Raw genomic sequence first — 24628 nt, 5'->3', positions numbered from 1 at the left:
TATGTGTCCTTGTTGATGCTCTGGCCTCAGAGGCGAGCGAAATCGTTAAACAGCGCAATGCCCATCAATAACATCAGAATGGCGGCGCCGATCCTGAAACCCACTTCCTGTATTTTCTCTGATACCGGCTTGCCGGTGACCGCTTCGATCAGGAAATAGACCAGATGGCCACCATCGAGCACCGGCAGGGGGAACAGATTGATAATTCCCAGGTTGACGCTGATCAGCGCCAGAAAACTCAAGAAATAGACCAGACCATAGTCGGCACTGCTGCCGGCGCCCTTGGCAATGGAGATGGGGCCGCTCAGGTTGTCCAGCGACACGATGCCACCGATCAACTTGCCAATCATGTCAAAGGTGAGCGTGATCAGGCTCCAGGTCTTGTCCGCGCCATGCCACAGCGCCTGCAAAGGCCCATACTGTAACAGAATTCGATATTCATCCGGTAATGGAACCAGTTGCGGCGAGAGACCGACGAATCCTACCAGCTTGCCCTGCACCTTGCGGCTATCCGGGGTCAGGGTCACGTTGAGATCACTGTTGTTGCGCTCAACCACCACTTGCAGGGGTTCGCCCGGAGCCTTCTGCACCAGCTCGACAAACTGGGCCCACGCGGTAATAGGCTGATCGCCGACCTGTTTGATACGGTCACCGACCTGCAGCCCCGCCTTTTCACTGGCACTCTTGGCCACCACGGCAGCCACGACTGGCAGCACTTTGCCACTCAGGGGGACAATTCCCAAGCTGCCGATGGGCGACTCTTTATCCGGATCGAAGGTCCAGCCGGTCAGCGACAAAGTTTTATCGGTGGCATAGCTGGTATTGGGTGCCTGCACCTTGAGAGTCACAGCATCGTCACCCAGATGGCTGATAAGGGCGTAAGTGACGCTCTCCCAGTCACCGGTCTGCTCATCGCCGACCCCGACAATCTCCATCCCCGGCAGCACACCCGCCTCGGCTACGATGGATGCCGGACGCACTTCACCGATCACCGGCTTGACGCTCGGCACCCCGATGATAAACATCAGCCAGAGGGCAAACAGGGCAAACACGAAGTTGGCCATGGGGCCTGCGGCAACAATCGCCATCCGCGCCCAGACACTCTTGTGGTTGAAAGCATACTGCTCGTCACCGGGCTTGAGTTCATCGACCCGGCCATCGAGCATCTTGACGTAGCCACCGAGGGGGATCAGCGCCAGCACATATTCGGTGCCATCTTTACCCATCCGGCGCCAGATCGCCTTGCCAAAACCGATGGAGAAGCGCTCAACCTTGACGCCACAACGACGGGCCACCCAGAAGTGACCAAACTCGTGCACCGCGACCAGCAGGCCCAGCGCAACAACAAAGGCACCGATATTCCACAACACACCGCCCATCAGCCAAGCTCCTCAATCAAAGTGTGAGCACGGGCTCTGGCCGCACCGTCCAGGGCAAACAGATCATCGAGCGAGCCGACGGCGCTGCTCTCCAGCGCCAGCATCACTGCCTCGTTGATCCGGGCAATATCCATAAAACCGATGCGCCCGGCCAGGAAGGCGGCAACCGCCTCCTCATTGGCCGCATTGAGCGCAGTGGTCGCCGCTTGTCCCTTCTGGCAGGCATTGATGGCCAGCGCCAGACAGGGGTAGCGATCGTAATCAGGCCGGATAAAGCTGAACTCTCCGACACTGAAGAAATCCAAAGGTTCCACACCGGAAGGGATGCGATTGGGATAAGCCAGCGCATGGGCGATGGGGGTACACATATCCGGATTGCCAAGCTGGGCCAGCACTGAGCCATCCTTGTACTGCACCATGGAGTGGATCACCGACTGCGGGTGGATCACCACCTGGATCTGCTCGGGCGCCGCATTGAACAACCAGCGCGCCTCGATGTACTCCAGCCCCTTGTTGATCATGGTGGCGGAGTCGACCGAAATCTTGGCCCCCATCGACCAGTTGGGATGCGCGATGGCCTGCGCCGGTGTCACCTTGGCCAGCTCGCCGATCTCGGTGTAACGGAACGGGCCGCCAGAACCGGTCAGCAAAATCTTGCTGATCCCCGCCGCCGCCAGATCGCAAAAACCGGGCTGGCGCTGCACGGCAGTCGGCAGACACTGGAAGATGGCATTGTGTTCGCTGTCGATAGGCAGCAGCTCGGCGCCATGCTCGCGCACGGCTTCCATGAAGAAAGCACCGGACATCACCAGCGCCTCCTTGTTGGCCAGCAAAATACGCTTGCCGGCACGTACCGCAGCCATGGTCGGGGCCAGACCGGCCGCACCGACGATGGCGGCCATCACGCTATGGGTGTCGGGGTGAGCGGCCACATCGCAAAGGGCTGCTGCACCAGACATGACCCGGGTCGCACTGCCATGCGCTTTCAGACGGGCAGCCAGCTCACGGGCGGCCTCCTCATCGACCATCACGGCAAAACGGGGGGAGAATTCGAGGCAGTCCCGCAACATGGCATCCACGTTGCGGGCGGCGGTCAACGCCAACACTTGCCAACTGCCCGGGTTATGGCGCAGCACTTTCAAGGTACTCTGACCAATGGAGCCAGAGGCCCCCAGAATAACCAGTGATTTGTGCATCAAAACTCCTGACTGAGTAGCAGATAACTGAGCAGAAACACCGGCAGGGCGGCAGTCAGGCTGTCGATCCGGTCGAGAATGCCGCCATGACCCGGCAGCAGAGTGCCGGAGTCCTTGATGCCCGCTTCGCGCTTGAACATGCTCTCGGTCAGATCGCCGAGTACGGAGGCTAGCACCGCCAGCAGAGAGCAAAACAGCACGGTGATCATCTTGGCAGGAACAAATCCCATCGACCAGGTAACGCCGATGGCCAGCAGGCTGGCGGTAAAGAGGCCGCCGCACATCCCTTCGATGGTTTTGCCCGGACTCACAGCCGGTGCCAGCTTGTGCTTACCGAACGCCTTGCCGAAAAAATACGCGCCAGAATCTGCCGCCCAGACCAGTCCCATCACGAACAACAGGATCCAGGCGCCCATCATGGGGTCATGGTAAAAGTTGTAACCACGGATGGCGACCAGCGACCAGAAGAAGGGAACCAGGGTCACCAGACCAAACAGCGACTTGAGCCAGATAGACTCTTTCCACAGCTTGGCGCTTTGGGGATAACGCAACACCAGCAGCAGACCCAGCAACCACCAGCTTACCGCGGTCCAGAGCACGCCCATCACGAGGGGGTGCAGGTGGGGCGTCCAGAGTTGCTCCACCGGCAGCCAAAAGAGGCTGGCACCGAGCAACAGACAAAATACGATAGGTAACCATTGCTGCGGAGCAGCAGAGACAAACCCACTCCATTCACGACTGGCCAACAAAAACACCAGCGCAGCCAACAGGGCAAAAAATTTCAATGGCAGAAAGAAGAGCGCCCCCAACACCAGGGGGATCAACATCAAAGCAGTAATAATTCGTTGTTTTAGCAAAAGAAACCTCTCTCTTGGGAGCGGGGTTTAGCCGGTCTGCTGCTCGGCGATCAATTCCCGTATCTGTTCACCCGTGCAACCGAAGCGACGCTCGCGGGCAACGAAAGAGGCAACCGCCTCACTGAACTCGGCCTCGTTGAAATCGGGCCACAATACCGGGGTAAAATAGAGCTCGGCATAGGCGAGCTGCCATAACACAAAGTTGCTGATGCGATGATCGCCACCAGTGCGGATCAACAGGTCCACGGGTGGCAGATCGGCCATGCAAACCTCGCGGGTCAACATGGATTCATCAATGTCGTCAGCGGCCAGTTCACCGGCCGCCACTGCTTTAGCCAGCTTGCGGGCCGCCTGGGCGATATCCCACTGGCCGCCATAGTTGGCCGCAATGTTCAGGGTCAACCCCTTGTTATTGGCGGTCAAGGCTTCCGCCTTGGCGATTTTGGCCTGCAACCGCTCACTAAAGCGAGCAGTATCGCCAATCACCTTGAGCCGGATCCCGTTGTTGTGCAGTTTCTGCACCTCACGACCCAGCACTGTGATGAACAGTTCCATCAACGCACTGACCTCCCCTTCCGGGCGGCGCCAGTTCTCGCTGGAGAATGCAAACAGGGTCAATGCCTCGATCTTGGCACGCGCAGCAAAGGTAACGGCCTCGCGCACTGACTTGACACCCGCCTTGTGGCCATAAACCCGCATCTTGCCTCGGTTCTGGGCCCAGCGACCGTTACCATCCATGATGATGGCGACGTGACGGGGTAAAGACGAGTTGGCACAATCACCCAACGCAGCCAAAAGCGACATGTAATTCTCCCACAAAGACAAAAGCGCCGTGCAGGGGCACTACACGGCGCTCGTAATATACCTTTCAGACGGTTAGATTTCCATTAGCTCCTTCTCCTTTACGGCAAGGGCCTCATCGACCAGCTTGATGTAGGAGTCGGTCAGTTTCTGGATCTCTTCCTGGGCGCGACGGTCGTCGTCTTCGGAGATCTCTTTGTCCTTCAGCAGCGCTTTCAGATCAGCGTTGGCGTCACGACGGATGTTGCGCACGGCAACACGGGCATTTTCCGCTTCGGCACGGACGATCTTGGTCAGGTCGCGACGGCGCTCTTCGGTCAGCGGCGGCAGCGGTACGCGCAGGGTCTGGCCATTGCTGGACGGGTTCAGGCCCAGATCGGAGGTCAGGATCGCCTTCTCTACCGCCTGGATCATGGAGCGGTCAAAAATGGAGATGGAGAGGGTGCGAGCATCTTCTGCCACGACGTTGGCCAACTGTTTCAGCGGAGTGGCAGCACCGTAATACTCAACCTGGATGCCGTCGAGCAGGCTCGGGTGAGCGCGGCCGGTACGGATCTTGGACATTTGAGTCTTGAGCGCTTCTACGCTCTTGCCCATACGGTCCTTGGCGTCGTTTTTAATCTCGTTGATCACAGTGGTTTTCCTTTTGGCGAACGAGCCGCTACACGGCCCGTGTCTATCTTATTTACTGACGTGATGGATAGGATAAGAGCGCCAGGTGGCTCACTTTTATCTTATTTACCAACGTGGTGGATCAGAGTGCCTTCCGGTTCACCCATGACAACCCGGCGCAGGGCACCCGGTTTGTTCATGTTGAACACGCGGATCGGCAGATCATGGTCACGTGCCAGGGTAAAGGCAGCAAGATCCATCACCTTGAGCTCTTTTTCAAGAACTTCATCATAACTCAGTTCATGATACAGCACGGCATCCGGATTCTTGACCGGATCTTCGTTGTATACACCATCAACCTTGGTGGCTTTGAGCACCACGTCAGCTTCGATCTCGATCCCGCGCAGGCAAGCCGCAGAATCGGTAGTGAAGAAGGGGTTGCCGGTACCGGCAGAGAAGATAACGACTTTGCCAGCACGCAGCTGGCTGATTGCCTCGGCCCAGCTGTAGGAGTCGCAGACGCCTTGCAGGGAGATGGCAGACATCAGACGGGCATTCACATAAGCACGATGCAGGGCATCACGCATGGCCAGACCGTTCATCACGGTTGCCAGCATACCCATGTGGTCGCCCACCACGCGGTTCATGCCCGCTTTGGCAAGACCGGCACCACGGAACAGGTTGCCGCCACCGATGACCAGACCGACCTGAACACCCAACTCAACCAGTTCTTTGATCTCTTGGGCCATCCGCTCCAGCACCGCCGGATCAATGCCGAAACCCTCGGATCCTTGCAGGGCTTCACCACTCAACTTCAGAAGAACACGTCTGTATGCAGGTTTGGGATTGGTACTCATGTCACTGATTCCTGGTCATATAAAGACCGCGACATAAGTCGCGGTCTGGGGAAACGGAAAAACCGGTTCGATTAGGCCTTTTGAGCGGCCGCGATTTGGGCTGCAACTTCAGCAGCGAAATCGGTCTCTTGCTTCTCGATGCCTTCGCCCACTTCGAAACGGGTGAAGGAGACAACGTCAGCGCCTTCTTTCTTCAGCAGCTCGGCAACGGTCATGGAAGGATCTTTCACGAACGGTTGACCAGTCAGGGAAACCTCACCGGTGAACTTCTTCATGCGGCCTTCAACCATCTTCTCGGCGATCTCTTTCGGCTTGCCGGAGTTGATGGCGATGTCGATCTGGATTTCGCGCTCTTTGGCAACGACTTCAGCAGACACGTCTTCAGGCTTGACGAATTGCGGGCTGTTGGCAGCAACGTGCATGGCCAGATCTTTGGCCAGCTCGGCAGAACCACCGGTCAGCTTGGTGATAACACCAATGCGGGAACCGTGAACGTAGGTACCCAGGTTGTCACCTTCAACCAGCATCACGCGACGCAGGTTCATGTTCTCACCGATCTTGGCGATCAGGTTGGTGATGGTCAGCTCGACGGATTCGCCGTTACCGAAGTCAGCGGCTTTCAGCGCGTCAACGTCAGCAATTTTCTGGGTCGCAGCGATGTCAGCGATCTTCTGGCCCATTGCCATGAAGCTGGCATCTTTGGCGACGAAGTCGGTTTCGCTGTTCAGCTCGATCATGACGGCAACGTTGCCTTCGGTGCGAGCAAAGATAACGCCTTCAGCGGCGATACGGCCAGCTTTCTTGGCGGCTTTGGCCTGACCGGATTTGCGCATGTTCTCAATTGCCAGCTCGATATCACCAGCAGCTTCTTCCAGTGCTTTTTTGCAATCCATCATGCCAGCGGCAGTGCGCTCGCGCAGTTCTTTTACCAGGGCGGCAGTAACGTTAGCCATGTCCAGTATCCTCGGTCTTGAATTGACAAGAAACAGGGGCCACAAGGGCCCCTGCTAACCAATTACATCAGCTTGGTTAATAAGGGCTTTACAGTCCTTATCAATTACTCAGCTTCAACGAAGCCATCTTGTTCGGCTTGAACAACGATGTCCTGAGCGCGAGCTTCCAGTACGGTGTCAGCAGCAGCATTCAGGTACAGCTGTACGGCACGGATAGCGTCGTCGTTACCCGGGATGACATAGTCAACGCCGTCCGGGTTGGAGTTGGTATCAACGATGGAAACTACCGGGATACCCAGGTTATTGGCTTCTTTGATAGCGATATGCTCGTGGTCGGCATCGACAACGAACAGAACGTCAGGCAGGCCGCCCATGTTCTTGATACCACCCAGGCTCTTCTCCAGCTTTTCCATTTCGCGAGTACGCATCAGCGCCTCTTTCTTGGTCAGCTTGTCGAAGGTACCGTCTTGGCTCTGGGTTTCCAGATCTTTCAGGCGCTTGATAGACTGACGAACGGTTTTCCAGTTGGTCAGCATACCGCCCAGCCAGCGGTGGTTTACATAGAACTGGTCGCAACGCTCAGCGGCTTCTTTTACGGCTTCAGACGCGGCACGCTTGGTACCAACGAACAGTACCTTGCCTTTCTTGGCAGCTACGGAGCTGATGAAGTTCATGGCATCGTCAAACATCGGAACGGTTTTTTCCAGGTTGATGATGTGAACTTTGCTGCGGGCACCGAAGATGTAGGATTTCATTTTCGGGTTCCAGTAACGAGTCTGGTGACCGAAGTGAACGCCGGCTTGCAGCATGTCGCGCATAGAAACTTTAGCCATTTTATACCTCTGTATTGGGGTTAGGCCTCCACACATCCCATATAACCGACCCGTTAAGGCACCCCGGCATATGTGTCGATGTGTGTGTGTTGTTTAAGTAAGGGTGATGAAATCGGGACGCAAGTTCCCCATTCCGGCGCGCTTTATACCATAACTTTGTTCAGGACACCACCGGCCGACACCCTAAACAGGTGTAAATATGGATCCCGCCAGAGGATGCTGCGACGCCGATTTGACGTTGTGATGACAATCACACTGGAAGTACGCGGGGGTTGCGGATAAAATTTTGCCCTGATTGCAAACGCATCTATTTTTCATTACCTGTCCTGTCTGCCCTCGCAGGCCCAGTGGCAGGCCGCAAGAGAGATCCCATGTCCATTAAAATCAAGACACCGGAAGAGATTGAAAAGATGCGCGTTGCCGGCCAATTGGCCGCCGATGTGCTGGTCATGATTGCGCCCCATGTCAAAGCTGGCGTCACCACTGACGAACTGAACACCCTCTGCCACGACTATATTGTCGACGTACAACAGGCGGTTCCAGCTCCGCTCAACTACCACGGCTTTCCCAAATCCATCTGCACCTCGGTTAACGATGTGATCTGCCACGGCATCCCGAATCACAAGAAGCTGCGTGATGGCGATATCATCAACCTGGATATCACCGTCATCAAGGATGGCTACCACGGCGATACCTCGGCCATGTTCATCGTGGGCGAGACCACCCCGCTGCGCCGCCAGCTCTGCAAAGTTGCGCAAGAGAGCCTCTACGCCGCCATCAAGAAGGTGCGTCCGGGTGCCTGCATTACCGAGATTGGCGCCGTCATTCAGCCCATCGTTGAGAAAGCCGGTTTCTCCGTGGTGCGTGACTACTGCGGTCACGGTATCGGTGCCGAGTTCCACGAAGAGCCGCAGATCCTCCACTACCGCAACAGTGGCAAGCTGGAGCTGAAAGCGGGCATGTGCTTCACCATCGAGCCCATGGTCAACAGCAAGAAGTATCACTGCAAGGTCAATCCGAAGGATGGCTGGACCGTGACCACCAAGGATGGCGGCGACTCCGCCCAGTGGGAACACACCCTGCTGGTGACCGAGGATGGCTGCGAGGTGCTCACCCTGCGCCCCGATGACACTATCGACCGCTTCATCAAACACAGCTAACATCGAACCCCGGCCCTGAACTTCCAAAGCGCCGGGGTTTTTACTTCTGTTTCAGCCGTTTGCCTGCCACTGTGTGTGAGATGCCATGGACGCCAGCCTGCTTTCCCCCCATTTGTTACCCGATGACCAGCTCACTCGCGACAACTGCAAAGAGTACCTGAGCCGCTTTCTCGGCTGGCTGCACGCCCGTTTTGATGCCGGCGACAACATCATCGAGCTGGTCGCCACCCGCTCCGAGTACATGGATCAGTTGCTCTGCCGGTTGTGGCAGAAGTTCGGCTTTGACAAGAGCGATCTGACCCTGATCGCGGTGGGGGGCTATGGCCGCGGCGAGCTGCACCCCCACTCCGATATCGACCTGCTGATCCTCTATGATGGCGATGAACTGGACGAGGTGTTGGGACTGCGCATCGGCGAGTTCATCACCTTGCTGTGGGACCTCAAACTTGAGGTGGGTCAGGCGGTGCGCAACGTGGCGGAGTGCCTCGAGCAGGGGCGCGCCGATATTACGGTCGCCACCAACCTCATTGAGGCCCGCTACATCACAGGTCGCCAGGAGGGTTTCCGGCAACTGAAAGAGGCCACCGGCCCCCAGCACTTCTGGCCGAGCGAAGCCTTCTTTCGCGCCAAACGGCAAGAGCAGGCGGAGCGCCATCAGCAGTTTCTCGGTACCGCCTACAAGCTGGAGCCCGATCTCAAGAGCAATCCGGGTGGCCTGCGGGATATTCAGACCCTCGCCTGGGTCGCCCGCCGCCACTTTGGCGCCACCACTTTGTTCGAGATGACCAGCCACGGCTTTCTCAACCGCGCCGAGTATCGTGAGCTGCTCGACTGCCAGAATTTTCTCTGGAAGGTGCGCTTTGCCCTGCATATGGCAATCAACAAGGGAGATAACCGCCTGCTGTTCGATCGCCAGCGCACCGTGGCCCAGATGCTGGGGTTCGAGGGGGAAGGCAACACTCCGGTCGAGCAGATGATGAAGCGCTTCTACCAGACGGTGCGTCGGGTCTCGGAGCTCAACGAGATGCTGCTGCAGCTGTTTGACGAGGCGATCCTCGGCAACACCGCCATGGATGTGCGCCGCCTCTCCGACGAGTTCCAGCTCCGTGGCCGCCTCATCGATGCGGTGGATGCGGAGCTGTTTAGCCGTGAACCGGCCGCCATCCTGCGCCTCTTCTATCAGATGGCCCAACACCCCGAGATTGCGGGTATCCACTCGGCCACCTTGCGCCAACTGCGCGAGGCGCGCCGCAAACTCAACTGCTGGTTGCAAGACTTGCCCGACTGCCGTCGCCTGTTCATGGCGCTGCTGCGCCACCCCAACGGCATCGGCCTGCCGCTCACCCTGATGCACAAGTACGGCATTCTGGCGGCCTACCTGCCGCAGTGGAACCTGATCGTCGGCCAGATGCAGTTCGATATGTTCCACGCCTACACGGTGGATGAGCACACCCACCGGCTGCTCAAGAACATTCATCAGTTTCCCAATCCGGCCAGTCGCCAGAGCCACCCGCTCTGCCACGAGGTCTTCACCCGGCTGCGCAAACCGGAGCTGCTCAGCATCGCCGCCCTGTTCCACGATATCGCCAAGGGGCGGCGCGGCGATCACTCGGAACTCGGCGCCGTCGATGCGCTGGAGTTCTGCCAGCTGCACGGCCTCGATCGCTACGAGAGTCGACTGGTCGCCTGGCTGGTGCGCCACCACCTGTTGATGTCGGTCACCGCCCAGCGCCGTGACATCTATGACCCCGACGTGGTCACCGACTTTGCCCAGAAGGTGCGCGACGAACAGCATCTCGACCTGCTCTACTGCCTCACCGTGGCCGATATCTGCGCCACCAACGATACCCTGTGGAACGACTGGAAGGGCACCCTGCTGCGGGAGCTCTACTTCGCCACCCAGAAGGCGCTGCGCCAGGGGTTGGAGAACCCGCCCGACATGCGGCTGCGCATTCGCGAAAACCAGCGTCAGGCCAAGCAACTGCTGGCGCAACGGGATGTATCGGAAGAGGCAATCAACCAGCTCTGGGCCGATTTCAAGGCCGACTACTTCCTGCGCCACAGCCCGGAGCAGATCGCCTGGCACTGCCGCCACATCATCGAGCATGGTGACAATCCGGCGCCGCTGGTGATCATCGGCAAACACCCGACCCGCGGCGGCAGCGAGGTATTTATCTACTGCCGCGATACCCCGAATCTGTTTGCCACCGTGGCCTCGGCACTGGATCAGAAGAACCTCAACATCCACGACGCCCAGATCATGAACTCGCGCAGTAACTATGTGCTCGATACCTTCGTGGTGCTGGAGCCGAGCGGCGAGCCCATCAGCCCCAACCGCACCGCCACCATCAAGAAAGCGCTGGAGAAAGCGCTGCAGGAGCCGGGCAAGCTGGTGCTGCGCAACAAGCCGCTGTCACGGCGCCACCGCCAGTTCAGCGTGCCAACCAGGGTGGTCTTTTTGCCTCATAAAGGGGAAAGCCGCCACACCCTGATGGAGCTGACAGCCCTCGACACTCCTGGCCTGCTGGCGCGGATCGGTGCCGTATTCCAGCAGTGTGGTCTGTCGCTGCACGCCGCCAAAATCGCCACTTTCGGTGAGAGGGTCGAGGACTTTTTCAGCCTGACCAGTCTCGATGGCGAACCATTGACCGCCGAGCAGCAAAAACAGCTGGAAGAGCGACTGGTACACCAACTCAATCCCCAACAGTCGGTACTGGATTAAGCGAAGAGTGATTCGAAAGAGGCTGGTTGTCGGGCGTTTTTTGCCATGCCAAACAACTGGTTGGCGCACATCGGATGAAGAAATGGTCGCTGGCCGGAAGAATTCCGGTCAACCCCTTAAAAAGGGTCGGAAAAGTGTGATACAACAAACAGAATTTTTTAAAGGAAACCTGTCATGACCGAGTTGCAACAGATCATTGAAGCGGCCTTCGAGCGCCGCGACACCATTACTCCGGGCTCCGTGGATAGCGCCACCAAGTCCGCCATCCTGCAAGCCATCGACCTGCTGGACTCCGGCAAGGCGCGGGTTGCCGAGAAGATTGCCGGTGAGTGGGTTGTCCATCAGTGGCTGAAGAAAGCGGTGCTGCTCTACTTCCGCATCAACGACAACGGCATCATCAAGGGCGACGATGCCCAGTACTACGACAAGGTTCCCCTCAAATTCTCCAACTACACTGCCGAGCAGTTCAAGGAAGCGGGTGTGCGCGTGGTGCCGCCGGCGACCGCCCGCAAAGGCTCCTTTATCGCCCCCAATACCGTGCTGATGCCCTCCTATGTCAACATCGGCGCTTTCGTTGACGAAGGTACCATGGTCGATACCTGGGCCACTGTCGGCTCTTGCGCCCAGATCGGTAAGAACGTTCACCTCTCCGGCGGCGTCGGCATCGGCGGCGTACTGGAACCGCTGCAGGCCAACCCGACCATCATCGAAGACAACTGCTTTATCGGTGCCCGCTCCGAAGTGGTTGAAGGGGTCATCGTCGAGGAAGGTTCCGTCATCTCCATGGGCGTCTTCATCGGCCAGTCCACCCGCATCTATGACCGTGAAACCGGCGAGATCCACTACGGCCGCGTACCGGCTGGCTCCGTGGTCGTCTCCGGCTCCCTGCCCTCCAAATGCGGCAAGTACAGCCTCTACGCGGCGGTGATCGTCAAGAAGGTGGATGCCAAGACTCGCGCCAAAGTCGGCATCAACGCTCTGCTGCGCTCCATCGACGAGTAATCAGCATTGCTGTGATGAAAGGGCGCCTGATGGCGCCCTTTTCATTTTGGCGCCCCTGTCACAGGCAAGCCATGAGGCATCGGTTAAGATGGATGGGACAGGATCGTTTCAAACCGAGGAAGCCTGATGTACGAGAATCTGAAGAGCCTGGGGATCCAGGATCCCGCCTCCGTCGACAGCTATACCCTGCGCCAGGAGGCCAACCACGACATCCTCAAGATCTACTTCAAGAAGCAGAAAGGCGAGTTCTTCGCCAAGAGTGTCAAATTCAAGTATCCCCGCCAGCGCAAGACCATGCTGGTCGACTCCGGTACCCATGAGTACAAGGATGTCACCGAGATCAACGCCAACCTCAAGTATGTGGTGGATGAGCTGGACAACCTGACCCAGGGCGTTCATCAGCAGGCCGACCCGGACATCAAGCAGAAGATCCTGCGCGACCTGCGCCATCTGGAAAAAGTGGTACAGAACAAGATCAGCGAAATCGAACGGGATCTGGAGAAACTCTAATCCCCTCGACTCGACAAAAGAGCGCCCAGATGGCGCTCTTTTTATTGGCTGATTACTGGATGACGTTATCTGGCTATAAGGTTGATCTGGTGATGGTGTGCGATAAGGCGAGCGAGGCACACCACCTTGTGCTGTTGGGCCACCATTGGGCAGCCCGTTACATATCGCCCCTTGGGCAACGAGACTCCTGCCGAGCTCGACCTGCTGTGACTCGCACGATCCATAACCAGAAATAGCAAGAGGGAGGCTTTCGCCTCCCTCTTCAAACACGCTGATATTCAGGCAACAGAATTAGTTGCTCTTCATCCAGATGTCCATGTCGGTTTTCAGGTTGTCGGACTTGGTGCCGAAGATGGCTTGAACGCCGGAACCAGCCACTACCACACCGGCAGCACCCAGCTTCTTCAGACCAGCCTGGTCAACCTTGGCAACATCTTTCACGCCAACACGCAGACGGGTGATGCAGGCATCCAGAGAAGCGATGTTCTCTTTACCACCGAAGGCGGCAACCAGAGCAGCAGACATCTCGTCTTTGCCTTGGCCAACGGCCTCTTCAGCAGTCTCGTCTTCACGACCCGGGGTTTTCAGGTTCATGGCACGGATAACGAAGCTGAATACGACGTAGTAGATGGCCGCGTAAACCAGACCCAGACCAACCAGCAGCAGCATGTTGTCGGCACGCGGTGATTGCACCACGAAGTCGATGAAGCCGTTGGAGAAGGTGTGACCGTGTACGATACCCAGAGAGTTGGTCAGCACATAAGCCAGACCAGCCAGTACTGCGTGGATGGCGTACAGAACCGGAGCGATGAACAGGAAGGAGAATTCAATCGGCTCGGTGATACCGGTCAGGAAAGAGGTCAGGGCTGCAGAGGCCATGATACCAACGATCTTGGCGCGGTTTTCCGGCTTGGCAGCGTGAGCGATGGCGAACGCAGCAGCAGGCAGACCGAACATTTTGAACAGATAGCCACCAGCCAGCTGACCGAAGCCGTTACCGGCAGCGCGGGAAGCGTCATCAGCAGTCAGGAAGCAGGTCATGATACCGTGAACAGTTTCACCGGCACCGTTGACGCAGGTACCAGCCTGATAGAAGAACGGTACGTTCCAGATGTGGTGCAGACCGAACGGGATCAGAGAGCGCTCAACCACGCCGTAGATCCCGAAGGCCAGTACCGGGTTCTGGTTGGCAGCCCAGTCAGAGAAGGCGCCGATGGCACCACCCACTGGCGGCCAAATCACGGACAGGATCACACCCAGACCGATGGAGAGGAAACCGGTGATGATGGGTACGGCACGTTTGCCCGCGAAGAAGCCCAGGTACTCTGGCAGCTGGATCTTGTAGAAACGGTTGAAGGCCCAGGCAGCAATACCACCGGCCAGGATACCACCCAGCACGCCGGTTTCGATGGTTTCAACACCCATCACAGGTGCCATGACCTTCAGGGTTGCGACCATGATGCCGTAGCCAACGATGGCTGACAGACCGGATACACCGTCGTTATTGGTAAAGCCCAGAGCAACACCCACTGCGAACAGCAGGGCCATCTGGCCAAATACAGAACCACCGGCTTGCTCCATCAATTGGGAGACAATTTCCGGCATCCAGCTGAAGTGGGCAGCACCCACCCCCAGCAGAATACCTGCGACTGGCAAGACTGATACTGGCAGCATCAGCGCCTTACCAACCTTTTGCAGATTAGAGAAAGCATTTTTGAACATTGTGTGCGCTCCTGAATGGATTGTCGTCCCTGAACGATCTATCTGGATGAAATAAGCACTGATTCATTCAGATATCTTCGAGTCGGGCTTGTTTATTTTGACCATCAGAATATAACCCAGCGGGTCATAAATTGCTGCTTTCGAAGGCGGGGGAATATTGAATTTGGAGGGAAGATCACAACTTGTTTAGCGGCTAAAAAACGCCTCTAATATAAGTTAATAATCCGCATTATCACCTTATTACAAAGACATATAAATAGCAGTTTCATTTTGTATTTTAACAATGCAATTTATATCAAATGGCAACTCAATGTAACTCAATGTAACGGCGTGGTTTTTATTTATTACAGTCTACCGATTAAAAAGGCCTCCAACAAGGGAGGCCTCAACAAATATATCTGACCAGCAAACGGTCGTATTACTTTATTTTTGCGAGCGCTTGACCGCATCAATAAACACGCTTTTTGCCTTGGTTGAACCAGCCCGCTCGGCCTCGTTCACCAGCTTCATCGCCTTGTCGATATCCCCCGCCTTGACCGCTTTTTCTATCTGGCTCTGGTAGAAGGCTTCTGTTTCACTCAGCATGGCAGGAGCAGGTTTGGCTGCAGTTGCCCCAGCCACTGCAGTTGCAGCGGTAGCAACTGGCACAACCAACTTGTTAGGGGTCGCATCCACGATCGGTGTATTAGCATCGATCGCTTCCTGGTAAACCGGCTTGTAGAAGTTATCCCCCAGCGCACTGGCACTCATATCTTCTACATCAATCTTGACCACACCCCATGCAGAGTGCGGGATCAGCGGATCCTTGGCACCATAATCCTGCACACTCAGAGACTTGGCCATCATCTTGGAAGGACTCATTGCTTGGGTGGTCTGGCTCAAGGTAGCCTGAGTGGTGTAAATCACCATATAGGTTTCATTGTTCGGGTTGCCGACATAGGAACGGTCGATGGTAAAAACGCCTTCAACCCGATCGCCATCCAACATACGCGCTGGTTTGTAGGTAATGATGTCGGCACCAATGGTGCGGGTCGGCTTGAACTGGGAATCCAGCAGCAACACTGTGGGGTTAAACAACGTCTTGTCAATCAGCCCAGCAACCGTGACCTTGAGATCACCGGAATTGGTCGGCAATTTGAAGGCGGCGTAATAGCTCTTGCCTTCCGGGAAGTTGAATGCCGGAGAGCTGCCATCAATAGCAACCACTCTTTTCTGCTCAGCAGCCAACGGCTGATACTGTAACTCGTTGATACTAGTGCAACATACGGTGGCTGAGCCGAGCTGCTGAAGTGCGCTGGCACGGCTATCGAGGATGCTCTTGTACTCCTGAGTCGGAGCCACCGTTGCCTCAAGCGACGCACATGCCGTCATCAGAGTGGAACACAAAATCGTCAACGCTACCTTGCTATATTTCATCTGCATACCCTACACGCCATCTTGAAAAAAAGAGCCCCCGACAAGCGGGGGCGACTTGAAATCAGGTGATGGAGAGATTACCACCAAGCTTCGGCTTGTACACCGAAGTTCCAAGCGTTGTCTTGCTTAACACCGTTGCTGTCAGCACGGAATTGACCATCTTGCTGTACATAGGAGGCGAAAACACGGATTTCAGGACGAGCCCAGAAACCTGAGCCTGCAGACCAAGCTTGTGCCAGTGTATACTTGCTACCATCAGTAGAGGCTTCACTTGAGCCTTTCTTGGTTTCATGATCTTTGAAGTAACCCACCTCAGCGATGGTCTTCATGACATCATTCCACTTGTACATCGGACGAACAACAACAGAGAAAGTATCCTTGTCCTCGTACTGAGTGCCCCATTCAGTAAAGTCTTTAGCCTGCGCATAAATCAGCTGGTGGCCAAATTCAACTTTGTCACCAACTGGCAGCACACCCCAGTTGATAAAACGGAAGCCATCACCACTACTGGAATTTGACTGCAAGCCACTTCCTGAACCGGCGCCATAGCTAACACCTTGAGCAGCCAGACCATCCATAAAGTACTGAACTACAGTCTTGTTAAAGCCGCCCAGCATTGACTGAGTCAACTCGGCAGTCAGCATGTGCCCATCGTTGATATTCGGATTCTGCTTGTCTTGCAGATCAGTCGGGTTAGCCATGGCAAAGTCATAACCCATCTCAAGAGATGCATCAGTCCACAACGGGATACCGGCGTAACGGATATCAAATACGTTGGTGTCCATCGTCTGCGCATCACCAGTGATGGCTTCCCATGGATCATTACGTAAAACTGCGACAGACAATTTGCCCGGACCAACCTCAATGTTCTCTATACCAGCACCGGCACCAGACACATCCCAGTAGTAGGTATCGGAAATATGGATGTCATGACGCTGGTAGTAACGCTTACCCGCCCACAGGGTCTCATTGCCACCAAACAGGTTTTTTGCTTGTACATTTAGTTGGCGCAAAGCAAAATCGGCATCATCCCCTTTAGTATTTTCCCAGTCACGTTTCTGGCCTGAAGTCATTGAGAACATTGAATCGACATAAAACGTCTGGTTGTTCTTATTGTAAACCTCTTGCCCAAGCTGAATATCGGCAAAGGTATCATTCTCGTTACCCAAGCGACCGACTCTGTTTTTACTCACATTCGTCTGCATGTCTCCGTTATCGGAAACACCGACACCGGAACGCATATAACCGTGGAAATCTACGGCAAAGGCGGCTTGGGAAGCCAGTGCGGCAGTAACAGCTGCTGCAATCGGGAGCCACTTCATTTTCATTGTCATATTCCTTATTTCCCGCAGTGAGGAGTGTGATCCTGAATATTCAACTTCTTATCACCATGTAATCCTGTTGGTGATAACCGAGGTTGATTATAGGGAGCGTATTTCACGACAAATATGAAGCGACTCACAAAATGGCGACAAATCGCTCGGCAAACGATCACCACAACGCCAGCCAGTAAAAAATCGACAATAAAGGCAATAGATAACCAATAGAGACACAAAACAAGCAATTACAGCAAACCTGAAAGCGTTACCAGCAATTAATTCGCGACTGAACCAAAGTCATTATTTTACGTTCGAATGACAAAAACATGACTGAGATCGCTTTCAAGATTGAACTTTTATTTGGACGACGGGTCTGCGGTGCGCTTGAAACCATTACGCCGATGGAATGCCAAAAGGGGAAAATATCCCTCCGCCACTATCGACAATAAGAGTGGGAAATATGCTTGCTGAGTGAGATAACATTTGTGCAAATAACAATCCCCTGCCGGTTAAGGATCAGGGGATTGATATGGCTCTATTTCAGAGAATATTCAGGGCTGAATATCCCACTTTTTCAGCCAGCTGAGCGCCACCTGTTCGGGTTCATCGTGCACGGTAGCATCCAGCTCCAGCGGGGGCATCACTCGCGTGGCCCCCAGCTCTTGCAGCAACCCGTCCAGCCGACGGCCCGCGCCACAAAAATGGTCATAGCTGCTGTCGCCCATGGCAATCAAGGCATACCGCAGCCCCTTGAGCCAGGGCGCCTTGTCAGCCAGCTCGCAGGCAAAGGGCTGCAGATTGGGAGGAATGTCCCCCTGCCCGGTGGTGGCACTGACCAGCAATAAAAAACGGCCGGGGTCGATGTCCGCCAGCCGTGCTTCTTCGTGCAGGGTACAGTGATGCCCCTTGCGTTCCAGCTCATCTGCCAAGGTCTCGGCCACCAGCATGGCTGCGCCGTAGACAGTTCCTACCACGATATCGATCTGCGCCATTCTCCTCTCCCTGCTTGAGTCACTCTTTTGAGCAACTCTATCAGCAAGCTGGCGTCAGATGCCACCGGTTCAGGACTGAGGATCAGGCGCTTAGTAGTCGCTCTCGCTGGCGGGCCAGCCCAGCTCGGCAAACAGGTGCAACACATCCTGACCGAGCGGCGCCTGGATCCGCATCGGCACCTTGAGCACCGGATGGGTAAAGCTCAGGGTGCGGGCCACCAGCAGCAGCCGTTCGCAGCCGAAGTGCTCGCGAAAGAAACGGTTGTGGCGCCCATCCCCGTGGGTGGTGTCGCCCACAATAGGATGGAACAGATGATCCATATGGCGGCGCAACTGATGCTTGCGGCCGGTCTTCGGGAACAATCTGACCAGACTGTAGCGACTGGTAGGGTGCTTCTTGGAGACCGCGTGGGGCAGCTCGACCTGATGCAGGCGACGGAAGGTGGTGACGGCATCCTGCGCCGGGCGATCCGGGTTGCTCATGGCATCGGCAATCTTGTCCAGCTGCTCCTTGAGGGGATAGTCGATCACCCCCTGCTCGGGCGCCCAGCCCCGTACTAGAGCCAGATATTCCTTGTGTACCTGACGTTGGGTGAAGGCTTCGGTGAGTGCGCGGGCAATCACCGGATCGAGCGCAAACAGCAGCACGCCGGAGGTGGGTCGGTCGAGGCGATGCACCGGATAGACATGGCGACCACCGATGAGATCCCGGGTCATCTGCATGGCAAAACGGGTCTCACCCTTGTCGAGCCAGCTGCGGTGCACCAGCAGACCAGACGGTTTGTTGACCGCCACCAGCCACTCATCCTGATAGAGCAGGGTCAGCTTCAAGTCACTCTCTTCTCGGGTTTGATCTGGCATCATTGTTCGATCACTTTGCCGGAAAGCAGCAGATCGAAGCGGGCGATCAGGCGCAGCAGCGCTTCTGCCTCGGCCAGATCCTCTTTGTAGACTTCGCTGGCCATGGGATAGAGGGAAACGCTGGTGGGCAGCGGAGCCTGCACCATCACCAGCTGCTCCATGCGCGGGATCAGCACGAACTGCAGCCACTGATCAAAGCTCAGGGTATCGACACAAAAAGGCAGGGTGCTTGCCAGGGCTTCGTCACCGGGATGGTCAGCTTGCCAGCGCTCGAGGCGCTGCAACTCGGCGGTGAGTTCCCCCAACAGGCCAGCTACCAGCAAATATTGATTCATCTCGCTCTCTTCCTCATAACCACAGATTGATCCGCTGACCCGACAGGGTCAGCCAGGATGCCGGTACATTCGGTCGCGCAGCACCGGCGATTCATCCGGCTCATCGACACACACGGCAGCCAGCGCGGCCTGCCGCCTTTAAAAAAGGGCGATACTATACACCTCCCCCCGCATGGCTGCCATGTTGATATCTGCCGCAACACGCGTCTGCTGCCACTGGCTATCCTCGGCAAGGGCCTTATAATCGGCCCGCATCACCATTAGCCGGATCTCACCATGTCTGCGACGCCTACTGCCATCAATACCTTGACCGAATTTCTGACTCAGGCTGGCACCCAGTTCCAGCTGTTTGACATGGGCCGCCAGGTGCGGCCACTGGCAAGCGACACCTTTGTCCGCATCGAACAGCAGCAGGAGCCCTACCCTTGGCCGCTGCAACAGCACGCCTGGCTGGGTGTGCACTTCTTCCAGCCGAGCGAGTCTCGCCACTACCTCTGGTTCCTCAAGTTTGCCCTCGATGAGCGCGGCCTGCTGATGTCAAACGGCCCCAAGCTGTTCATGGATCAGGTGGTGGAGACCCTGGGCTACAAGCTCACCGGCGATCTGGATGAAGAGAAAGCCCAGCGCTTGGCCGACAATCCCTACACCTTCCGCCCGGCGGAGGCCAAGATGGCCAGTCTGCATGCCAAGCTGGCGCGACAGCTGGAGCAGGCCCCTTCTGCCTATTACGATGCCCTCTGCCACTATCTGGCCGCCCCCAACGACACCGGTTGGCAGACTCTGGGGCTGCAGGGCTTTGCCGATCTGGCCGAGCGGCTGCATGATGAACGCAATCTGGCGCTGATCTGCAAGGCGCTGCCCAAACTGCCGCAGGAACCGCTCTACGCCCTCTGCCAGAGCCTTGAAAACGCCCCGCTGCCGCCGGCAGTACAAGGCGCCCTGCTCGAGCGGATCGGCAAGGAGCAGGAGTGCGCCGCCCCCAACCCGGAGACCCTGGCCTACCTCTGCCGCGCCATGGCCTCCTGCCCCGGCAGCACTTTGCGCACCAACAAGCTGCTGACCCTGCTGCAAACCCAGCCAAGCCCGGCGCTGCTGCTCGCCATTGCGGGCCGGCTCTGGCCCGATCTGAAAGATGCCAATCTGCTCAGCCACTATCTGGAACAACTGGCGCTACAACCGACCCAGTTCTTCAATCAGGTTTTTGCCGAGTTGGTCACTTTACCGGCCCTGCGCAATGATATGCTGGCCAGACTGCGCGACCCCGACCGCAGCGATGCGCTGGGCAAGGCCATCGGCCGTCTGTTTGCCTCGGCCTGATCCCTCGCCTCCCCCTCACGCCACGAGGCAACACGGCGGGAAATAGAAAAGGAGATCGGGAGTGCCGAGCAGGACTCCCGGTTATCGACATCACGATAAGGAAGCCCGCCTATGGGAGAGATGCTCGGAATTTTGTTGCTGATTGCGATTGCCGGCCTGTTCTGGCTGCAACGCCAACAGGCAGAAGTGGCCTGGCAATACATGCGCCGCTACTGCCAGCACCATGATCTGCAACTGCTGTCGCTGGCCCGCAACCGGCGGGAGCTGGCCCGCAATCCCATGCGGCTGCTGACCCACTATCAGTTTGAATTCTCCAGCGATGGCGAGAGCCACTATCAGGGCACCCTCAAGATGCAGGGGCTGCACATCGTAGGCGTTGATCTGCCACCCCATCGCATCCCCTCTGCCTGATCTCCAATCTCGTCTCTGCGCCCGGTTGCTGTGCCTGTCTATAATCTCAGGGATTAAACAAAGGGAGAGACGAGATGGAACCCCTTGTCCACGATCTGCCAGCCCTGTTTGCCCAGCTCGGGATGGCCAACGACGAGCTGAGCCTGCACCGCTTTGTGCACGACCATCACCTCGACAATGAGACCCTGCTGCCGGAGGCCGGTTTCTGGAACGCCGCCCAGGCCAGCTTTCTGCGCGATGCCCTGTGGAACGACTCCGACTGGTGCGAGGCAATCGACCTGCTCGATGTGATGCTGCGCCAGCCCCGCTAAGCCGCCCGCCCCTTTCCTCCCCTGCCGGCTTTGGTTAAGATCCCGCCCCGATATCGATCCCCCCTTCTCACCCAGAGCATGCTTATGTCCGCCCACGAGATCATCCGAATTGCCAACGAGCTGGCCGCCAAGGGCCTGACACCCACCACTGCCATGATCAAGGCCCGCCTCACCCAGCCTGTGCCGATGGCCGAGCTGCTGAAAGTGCTGAGCCAGTGGAAGCTGCAGCCCGTCGCGACCGCCGAGAGCGAGATCCTGCCAGAGGCTGTGCCTCAGCCAGCACCGGAGCTCACCCTGCAGCAACTCGCCGAACAGCTCGCGCGCATCGAACAGAAGGTGGATCGCCTGACCGACCTGCTCCTCCAGCAGGGGCAAGGCTGAACCATGTATATCGTCGAACTCTGCTTTGAGTGTTACCGCGATACCTCCCTTGGCGAAGCCGAGCGGGCCATCGTCAACTACCTCGACATGCTGCGTTATCAGGGCCAGATCCTCGGGCGGGAATTCCCCACCAGCATGCATGACGGCTATTTCGTCAGTCGGGTGGTTTGCCCGGAGCAGGATAGCCTGCACCCCGACAACCAGAGCGAGCAGGTAAAACTGGCCGAGCAGCAGCTCAATCAGGCCGGGTTATTGGCGCCAAAGCTCCATCTTCAAGGGGCGGATCTGCTCTCCGACAGCACAGATCCTTGCGGCCAGCAGGGCGAGCGGCCGAGCTGGATGCTGCTCTACACCAGCTTCCTGCATACCTGCTCGCCGCTGCGCTGTGGCGACCACTTCGCCCCCATTCCGCTCTACCAGCTGCCCGCGGTCGCCAACGGCGATCAGAAACAAATCATCAAGTGGCAGGAGGATTGGGAGGCGTGCGATCAGTTGCAGATGAACGGCTCCATCGCCGAACATGCGGCGCTGCACGAAATCGGCGAAGTGGGCAGCCGCCTCTACCGGCGCGGCAGCGATCTGACCAAACGGCTGGAAGTGCTGAGCGGCATCCCCACCTACTACTACCTCTACCGGGTGGGCGGGCTGAGCGCGGCCGAGGAGAAGGCGCGCCCCTGCCCCAGCTGTGGCGGTGAGTGGGCGCTGGCAGAGCCACTGCACGAGATCTTCGACTTCAAGTGCGACAGCTGCCGTCTGGTCTCCAACCTCTCCTGGGATTTCAAGGATTAAGCGCGTTCCCTGTACGCGATGCCATAAAAAAGAGCCTTGCCGCATGGCAAGGCTCTTTTCGTTCCGATGAGTAACCTTGGCTCGAACAGGTGCTATTGCGGCAACGTCTCAAGCCGTTCCAGAAACGCCGGTAAGGAGGGCGCCAACGGCAGACGGCGGCCTGAATCGAGCCACTCCAGCCACACCTGACCACTCTCGTTATCAAGGGAAATGAGCGTCATCTCGTTGCGGGTGGTGGCAATAAAGATGGAGGGGGTTCGTTTTAGCTTGCGCAGCATCAGCAGATGACCGATGAGGTTCTCCCTGAGTAGGTCGAGATCCGCCTCGTTCCACGGCAGGATCAATTCAAGGCGCAGCCCCTTGAAAAGGCAGGGGATGGGGCGGCTGAACCAGTGCCCGAACAGGGCAATGGCGCCGGGATGAATTGTCAGCTCAAGGGCATCGGCCATGGCCGTAAAATCGGCGGGCTCGGAGCGATAGTGAGGACGCCAGGCCACCCGACCATCGGCGGGCTCACCAAGCTGGCAGGGGGAACGCCAGTCCGCCTCCCACTCGCACAGGGGCAGGCCTCGTCTGGCCTCGCCATCCCGTTGCCAGCGGGCAAAAAAGTGCTCCAGGGCAGACAAAACTTGATCCGACATCGAAAATCCCCACAATTGCTGGCAAAGTCCGCTATTGCACCACCAAACCCGGTAACAGACAAGGTTGCCAGCCGACCTTGCGACCCGGGAAACAGAACACGGGATACAGAGAGGCCGACGCCCAAGCCAAACGGCTGCAACCATCCGGCCCTGCAATGGCCCGTTTCATTCAACTCATCATGAGCACATTACGTGAGCAACCCTGTGAGCAAACAAGATAGATACGCCGGGGCCAGCGCCCTGACCGGCCTGAGCCTGGGCCAGCAATCCGATTACATTAGCCAGTACACCCCCTCCCTGCTGCAGCCGGTTCCACGTAGCCTGAACCGGGATGATCTCAAGCTGGGCGATGATCTCCCCTTTAGCGGTTGCGATGTCTGGACCCTCTATGAGCTCTCCTGGCTCAATGCCAAGGGCAAGCCGATGGTGGCGGTGGGTGAAGTGGCCATTCCGGCCACCAGTGCGAACCTGATCGAATCCAAATCCTTCAAGCTCTACCTCAACTCCTTCAACCAGACCCGTTGCGACTCTATCGAGGCAGTCGCCGCCATGCTGACCAGGGATCTGAGCGCCTGTGCCGGCGAGACCGTTAAGGTGACCTTGTTCCCCCTCGACAAGGCGCCGCACCAGATTGCCCTGCTGCCTGGCGAGTGCATCGATGAGCAGGATATCGAGGTAGACAATTACGAGTTTGATGCGTCCCTGCTGCACGGGGCAGCCGGTAGCGAACAGGTAGAAGAGACCCTGCATAGCCACCTGCTCAAATCCAACTGTCTGGTGACCAGCCAGCCGGACTGGGGCTCTGTGGTGATCCGCTACAAGGGGCCGAAACTCGATCGGGAGAAGCTGCTGCGCTATCTCATCTCGTTTCGCCAGCACAACGAGTTCCACGAGCAGTGCATCGAGCGGATCTTTATCGACCTCAAGCACTATTGCCAACCTGAGCAGTTGACCGTCTATGCCCGCTATACCCGTCGCGGCGGCCTCGACATCAACCCGTTCCGCTCCAATTTCGAAGCGGTGCCCGCCAACCTGCGTCTGATCCGCCAATAAAGTCGAGCTTCGACAGAGAGGGCAGATACACTGCCCTCCATAACTGGCAAAAAAGGTTTCAATCGATGCTTTACGCAGCTGTGATAAGGGGGCTGGATAATAAAATCCAGACGAAACCCACTTGCCGGCCACCAGCAAACCACAGTAAACGCTGGACTCGCAGGGGGGGGCTTGGATAACATGCCAACACCTCTGCGC

Annotated in this window: 25 protein-coding genes; 10 read left to right on the top strand and 15 right to left on the bottom strand. The window is 57.1% G+C overall.

The window, feature by feature from the left end; translation table 11 throughout:
* Positions 1-26: 26 nt before the first annotated feature.
* From rseP to rpsB, 8 genes are all read right to left on the bottom strand, one after another.
* On the bottom strand, positions 27-1379 hold the full coding sequence (rseP, locus tag AB5Y84_RS06230; protein WP_219263300.1) for a sigma E protease regulator RseP: 1353 nt from the start codon (positions 1377-1379) through the stop codon (positions 27-29).
* The gene (ispC, locus tag AB5Y84_RS06225; RefSeq protein ID WP_368176591.1) at positions 1379-2575 is read right to left on the bottom strand and encodes a 1-deoxy-D-xylulose-5-phosphate reductoisomerase; all 1197 of its coding nucleotides are present in this window, start codon (positions 2573-2575) and stop codon (positions 1379-1381) included. The genes rseP and ispC overlap by 1 nt, the downstream gene beginning before the upstream one ends.
* Positions 2575-3432, bottom strand: a complete 858-nt coding sequence (locus tag AB5Y84_RS06220) for a phosphatidate cytidylyltransferase (RefSeq protein ID WP_026034918.1) — start codon at positions 3430-3432, stop codon at positions 2575-2577. Before AB5Y84_RS06220 ends, ispC begins: the two co-directional genes overlap by 1 nt.
* 27 nt (positions 3433-3459) lie before the next feature.
* Positions 3460-4236, bottom strand: coding sequence for a polyprenyl diphosphate synthase (gene uppS, locus AB5Y84_RS06215; protein ID WP_005338574.1), 777 nt, complete (start codon positions 4234-4236; stop codon positions 3460-3462).
* Between the two features lie 72 nt (positions 4237-4308).
* The gene (gene frr, locus AB5Y84_RS06210; RefSeq protein ID WP_005338576.1) at positions 4309-4866 is read right to left on the bottom strand and encodes a ribosome recycling factor; all 558 of its coding nucleotides are present in this window, start codon (positions 4864-4866) and stop codon (positions 4309-4311) included.
* A gap of 101 nt (positions 4867-4967) precedes the next feature.
* The gene (gene pyrH / locus AB5Y84_RS06205; protein ID WP_005338577.1) at positions 4968-5702 is read right to left on the bottom strand and encodes a UMP kinase; all 735 of its coding nucleotides are present in this window, start codon (positions 5700-5702) and stop codon (positions 4968-4970) included.
* A 71-nt stretch (positions 5703-5773) separates the two neighbouring features.
* Complete coding sequence (gene tsf, locus AB5Y84_RS06200) at positions 5774-6655, bottom strand: translation elongation factor Ts (protein WP_005338578.1); 882 nt, start codon at positions 6653-6655, stop codon at positions 5774-5776.
* Between the two features lie 104 nt (positions 6656-6759).
* On the bottom strand, positions 6760-7488 hold the full coding sequence (gene rpsB / locus AB5Y84_RS06195) for a 30S ribosomal protein S2 (protein ID WP_005303470.1): 729 nt from the start codon (positions 7486-7488) through the stop codon (positions 6760-6762).
* Positions 7489-7859: 371 nt separating this feature from the next.
* Between rpsB and map the strand changes: the two genes are divergently transcribed.
* From map to AB5Y84_RS06175, 4 genes are all read left to right on the top strand, one after another.
* On the top strand, positions 7860-8648 hold the full coding sequence (gene map / locus AB5Y84_RS06190) for a type I methionyl aminopeptidase (RefSeq protein ID WP_005338579.1): 789 nt from the start codon (positions 7860-7862) through the stop codon (positions 8646-8648).
* An 85-nt stretch (positions 8649-8733) separates the two neighbouring features.
* Positions 8734-11370 (top strand): bifunctional uridylyltransferase/uridylyl-removing protein GlnD, encoded by a 2637-nt coding sequence (gene glnD, locus AB5Y84_RS06185; RefSeq protein ID WP_100654337.1) that lies wholly within the window; start codon positions 8734-8736, stop codon positions 11368-11370.
* Between the two features lie 174 nt (positions 11371-11544).
* Positions 11545-12372, top strand: a complete 828-nt coding sequence (dapD, locus tag AB5Y84_RS06180) for a 2,3,4,5-tetrahydropyridine-2,6-dicarboxylate N-succinyltransferase (RefSeq protein ID WP_005338581.1) — start codon at positions 11545-11547, stop codon at positions 12370-12372.
* 126 nt (positions 12373-12498) lie between these two features.
* Positions 12499-12882 carry a DUF3461 family protein gene (locus AB5Y84_RS06175; RefSeq protein WP_005338583.1) on the top strand — a complete coding sequence of 128 codons (384 nt, stop codon included), beginning with the start codon at positions 12499-12501 and terminating at the stop codon, positions 12880-12882.
* A gap of 291 nt (positions 12883-13173) precedes the next feature.
* Here the strand turns inward: AB5Y84_RS06175 and ptsG are convergent, their stop codons facing one another.
* The 6 genes from ptsG to AB5Y84_RS06145 all read right to left on the bottom strand — a co-directional run bounded on the left by ptsG (position 13174) and on the right by AB5Y84_RS06145 (position 19527).
* The gene (gene ptsG / locus AB5Y84_RS06170; protein WP_005338586.1) at positions 13174-14604 is read right to left on the bottom strand and encodes a PTS glucose transporter subunit IIBC; all 1431 of its coding nucleotides are present in this window, start codon (positions 14602-14604) and stop codon (positions 13174-13176) included.
* Between the two features lie 423 nt (positions 14605-15027).
* Complete coding sequence (locus AB5Y84_RS06165) at positions 15028-16020, bottom strand: MalM family protein (RefSeq protein ID WP_368176590.1); 993 nt, start codon at positions 16018-16020, stop codon at positions 15028-15030.
* A 77-nt stretch (positions 16021-16097) separates the two neighbouring features.
* A complete protein-coding gene (locus AB5Y84_RS06160; RefSeq protein ID WP_368176589.1) occupies positions 16098-17348 on the bottom strand; it encodes a maltoporin in 1251 nt (416 codons plus the stop codon).
* A 542-nt stretch (positions 17349-17890) separates the two neighbouring features.
* A complete protein-coding gene (locus AB5Y84_RS06155) occupies positions 17891-18331 on the bottom strand; it encodes a flavodoxin (protein ID WP_368176588.1) in 441 nt (146 codons plus the stop codon).
* Between the two features lie 90 nt (positions 18332-18421).
* A complete protein-coding gene (gene truC, locus AB5Y84_RS06150) occupies positions 18422-19195 on the bottom strand; it encodes a tRNA pseudouridine(65) synthase TruC (RefSeq protein WP_139473973.1) in 774 nt (257 codons plus the stop codon).
* Complete coding sequence (locus tag AB5Y84_RS06145; protein ID WP_100646598.1) at positions 19192-19527, bottom strand: YqcC family protein; 336 nt, start codon at positions 19525-19527, stop codon at positions 19192-19194. Before AB5Y84_RS06145 ends, truC begins: the two co-directional genes overlap by 4 nt.
* A gap of 276 nt (positions 19528-19803) precedes the next feature.
* Between AB5Y84_RS06145 and AB5Y84_RS06140 the strand changes: the two genes are divergently transcribed.
* The 5 genes from AB5Y84_RS06140 (at position 19804) to AB5Y84_RS06120 (ending at position 22736) form a co-directional block, all read left to right on the top strand.
* Entirely contained in the window at positions 19804-20844 is a 1041-nt protein-coding gene (locus tag AB5Y84_RS06140) for a DUF3549 family protein (RefSeq protein WP_103251461.1), read from the top strand.
* A gap of 111 nt (positions 20845-20955) precedes the next feature.
* The gene (locus tag AB5Y84_RS06135; protein WP_088869964.1) at positions 20956-21255 is read left to right on the top strand and encodes a DUF3301 domain-containing protein; all 300 of its coding nucleotides are present in this window, start codon (positions 20956-20958) and stop codon (positions 21253-21255) included.
* A 74-nt stretch (positions 21256-21329) separates the two neighbouring features.
* Positions 21330-21566 (top strand): DUF2789 family protein, encoded by a 237-nt coding sequence (locus tag AB5Y84_RS06130; RefSeq protein WP_158110992.1) that lies wholly within the window; start codon positions 21330-21332, stop codon positions 21564-21566.
* 84 nt (positions 21567-21650) lie between these two features.
* Complete coding sequence (locus AB5Y84_RS06125) at positions 21651-21947, top strand: DNA-binding protein (RefSeq protein WP_368176587.1); 297 nt, start codon at positions 21651-21653, stop codon at positions 21945-21947.
* 3 nt (positions 21948-21950) lie between these two features.
* Positions 21951-22736 (top strand): Zn-ribbon-containing protein, encoded by a 786-nt coding sequence (locus tag AB5Y84_RS06120; protein WP_368176586.1) that lies wholly within the window; start codon positions 21951-21953, stop codon positions 22734-22736.
* 92 nt (positions 22737-22828) lie between these two features.
* Here the strand turns inward: AB5Y84_RS06120 and syd are convergent, their stop codons facing one another.
* Complete coding sequence (gene syd / locus AB5Y84_RS06115) at positions 22829-23377, bottom strand: SecY-interacting protein (protein WP_368176585.1); 549 nt, start codon at positions 23375-23377, stop codon at positions 22829-22831.
* A 204-nt stretch (positions 23378-23581) separates the two neighbouring features.
* Between syd and queF the strand changes: the two genes are divergently transcribed.
* Positions 23582-24430 (top strand): NADPH-dependent 7-cyano-7-deazaguanine reductase QueF, encoded by an 849-nt coding sequence (queF, locus tag AB5Y84_RS06110; protein WP_368176584.1) that lies wholly within the window; start codon positions 23582-23584, stop codon positions 24428-24430.
* Positions 24431-24628 lie beyond the last annotated feature (198 nt).

The organism is Aeromonas sp. s11, from assembly GCF_040907945.1.
Classification (GTDB): domain Bacteria; phylum Pseudomonadota; class Gammaproteobacteria; order Enterobacterales; family Aeromonadaceae; genus Aeromonas; species Aeromonas veronii.
Note: the sequence above shows the minus strand (reverse complement) of the source record. Positions and strands in the feature narration are given on the sequence as shown.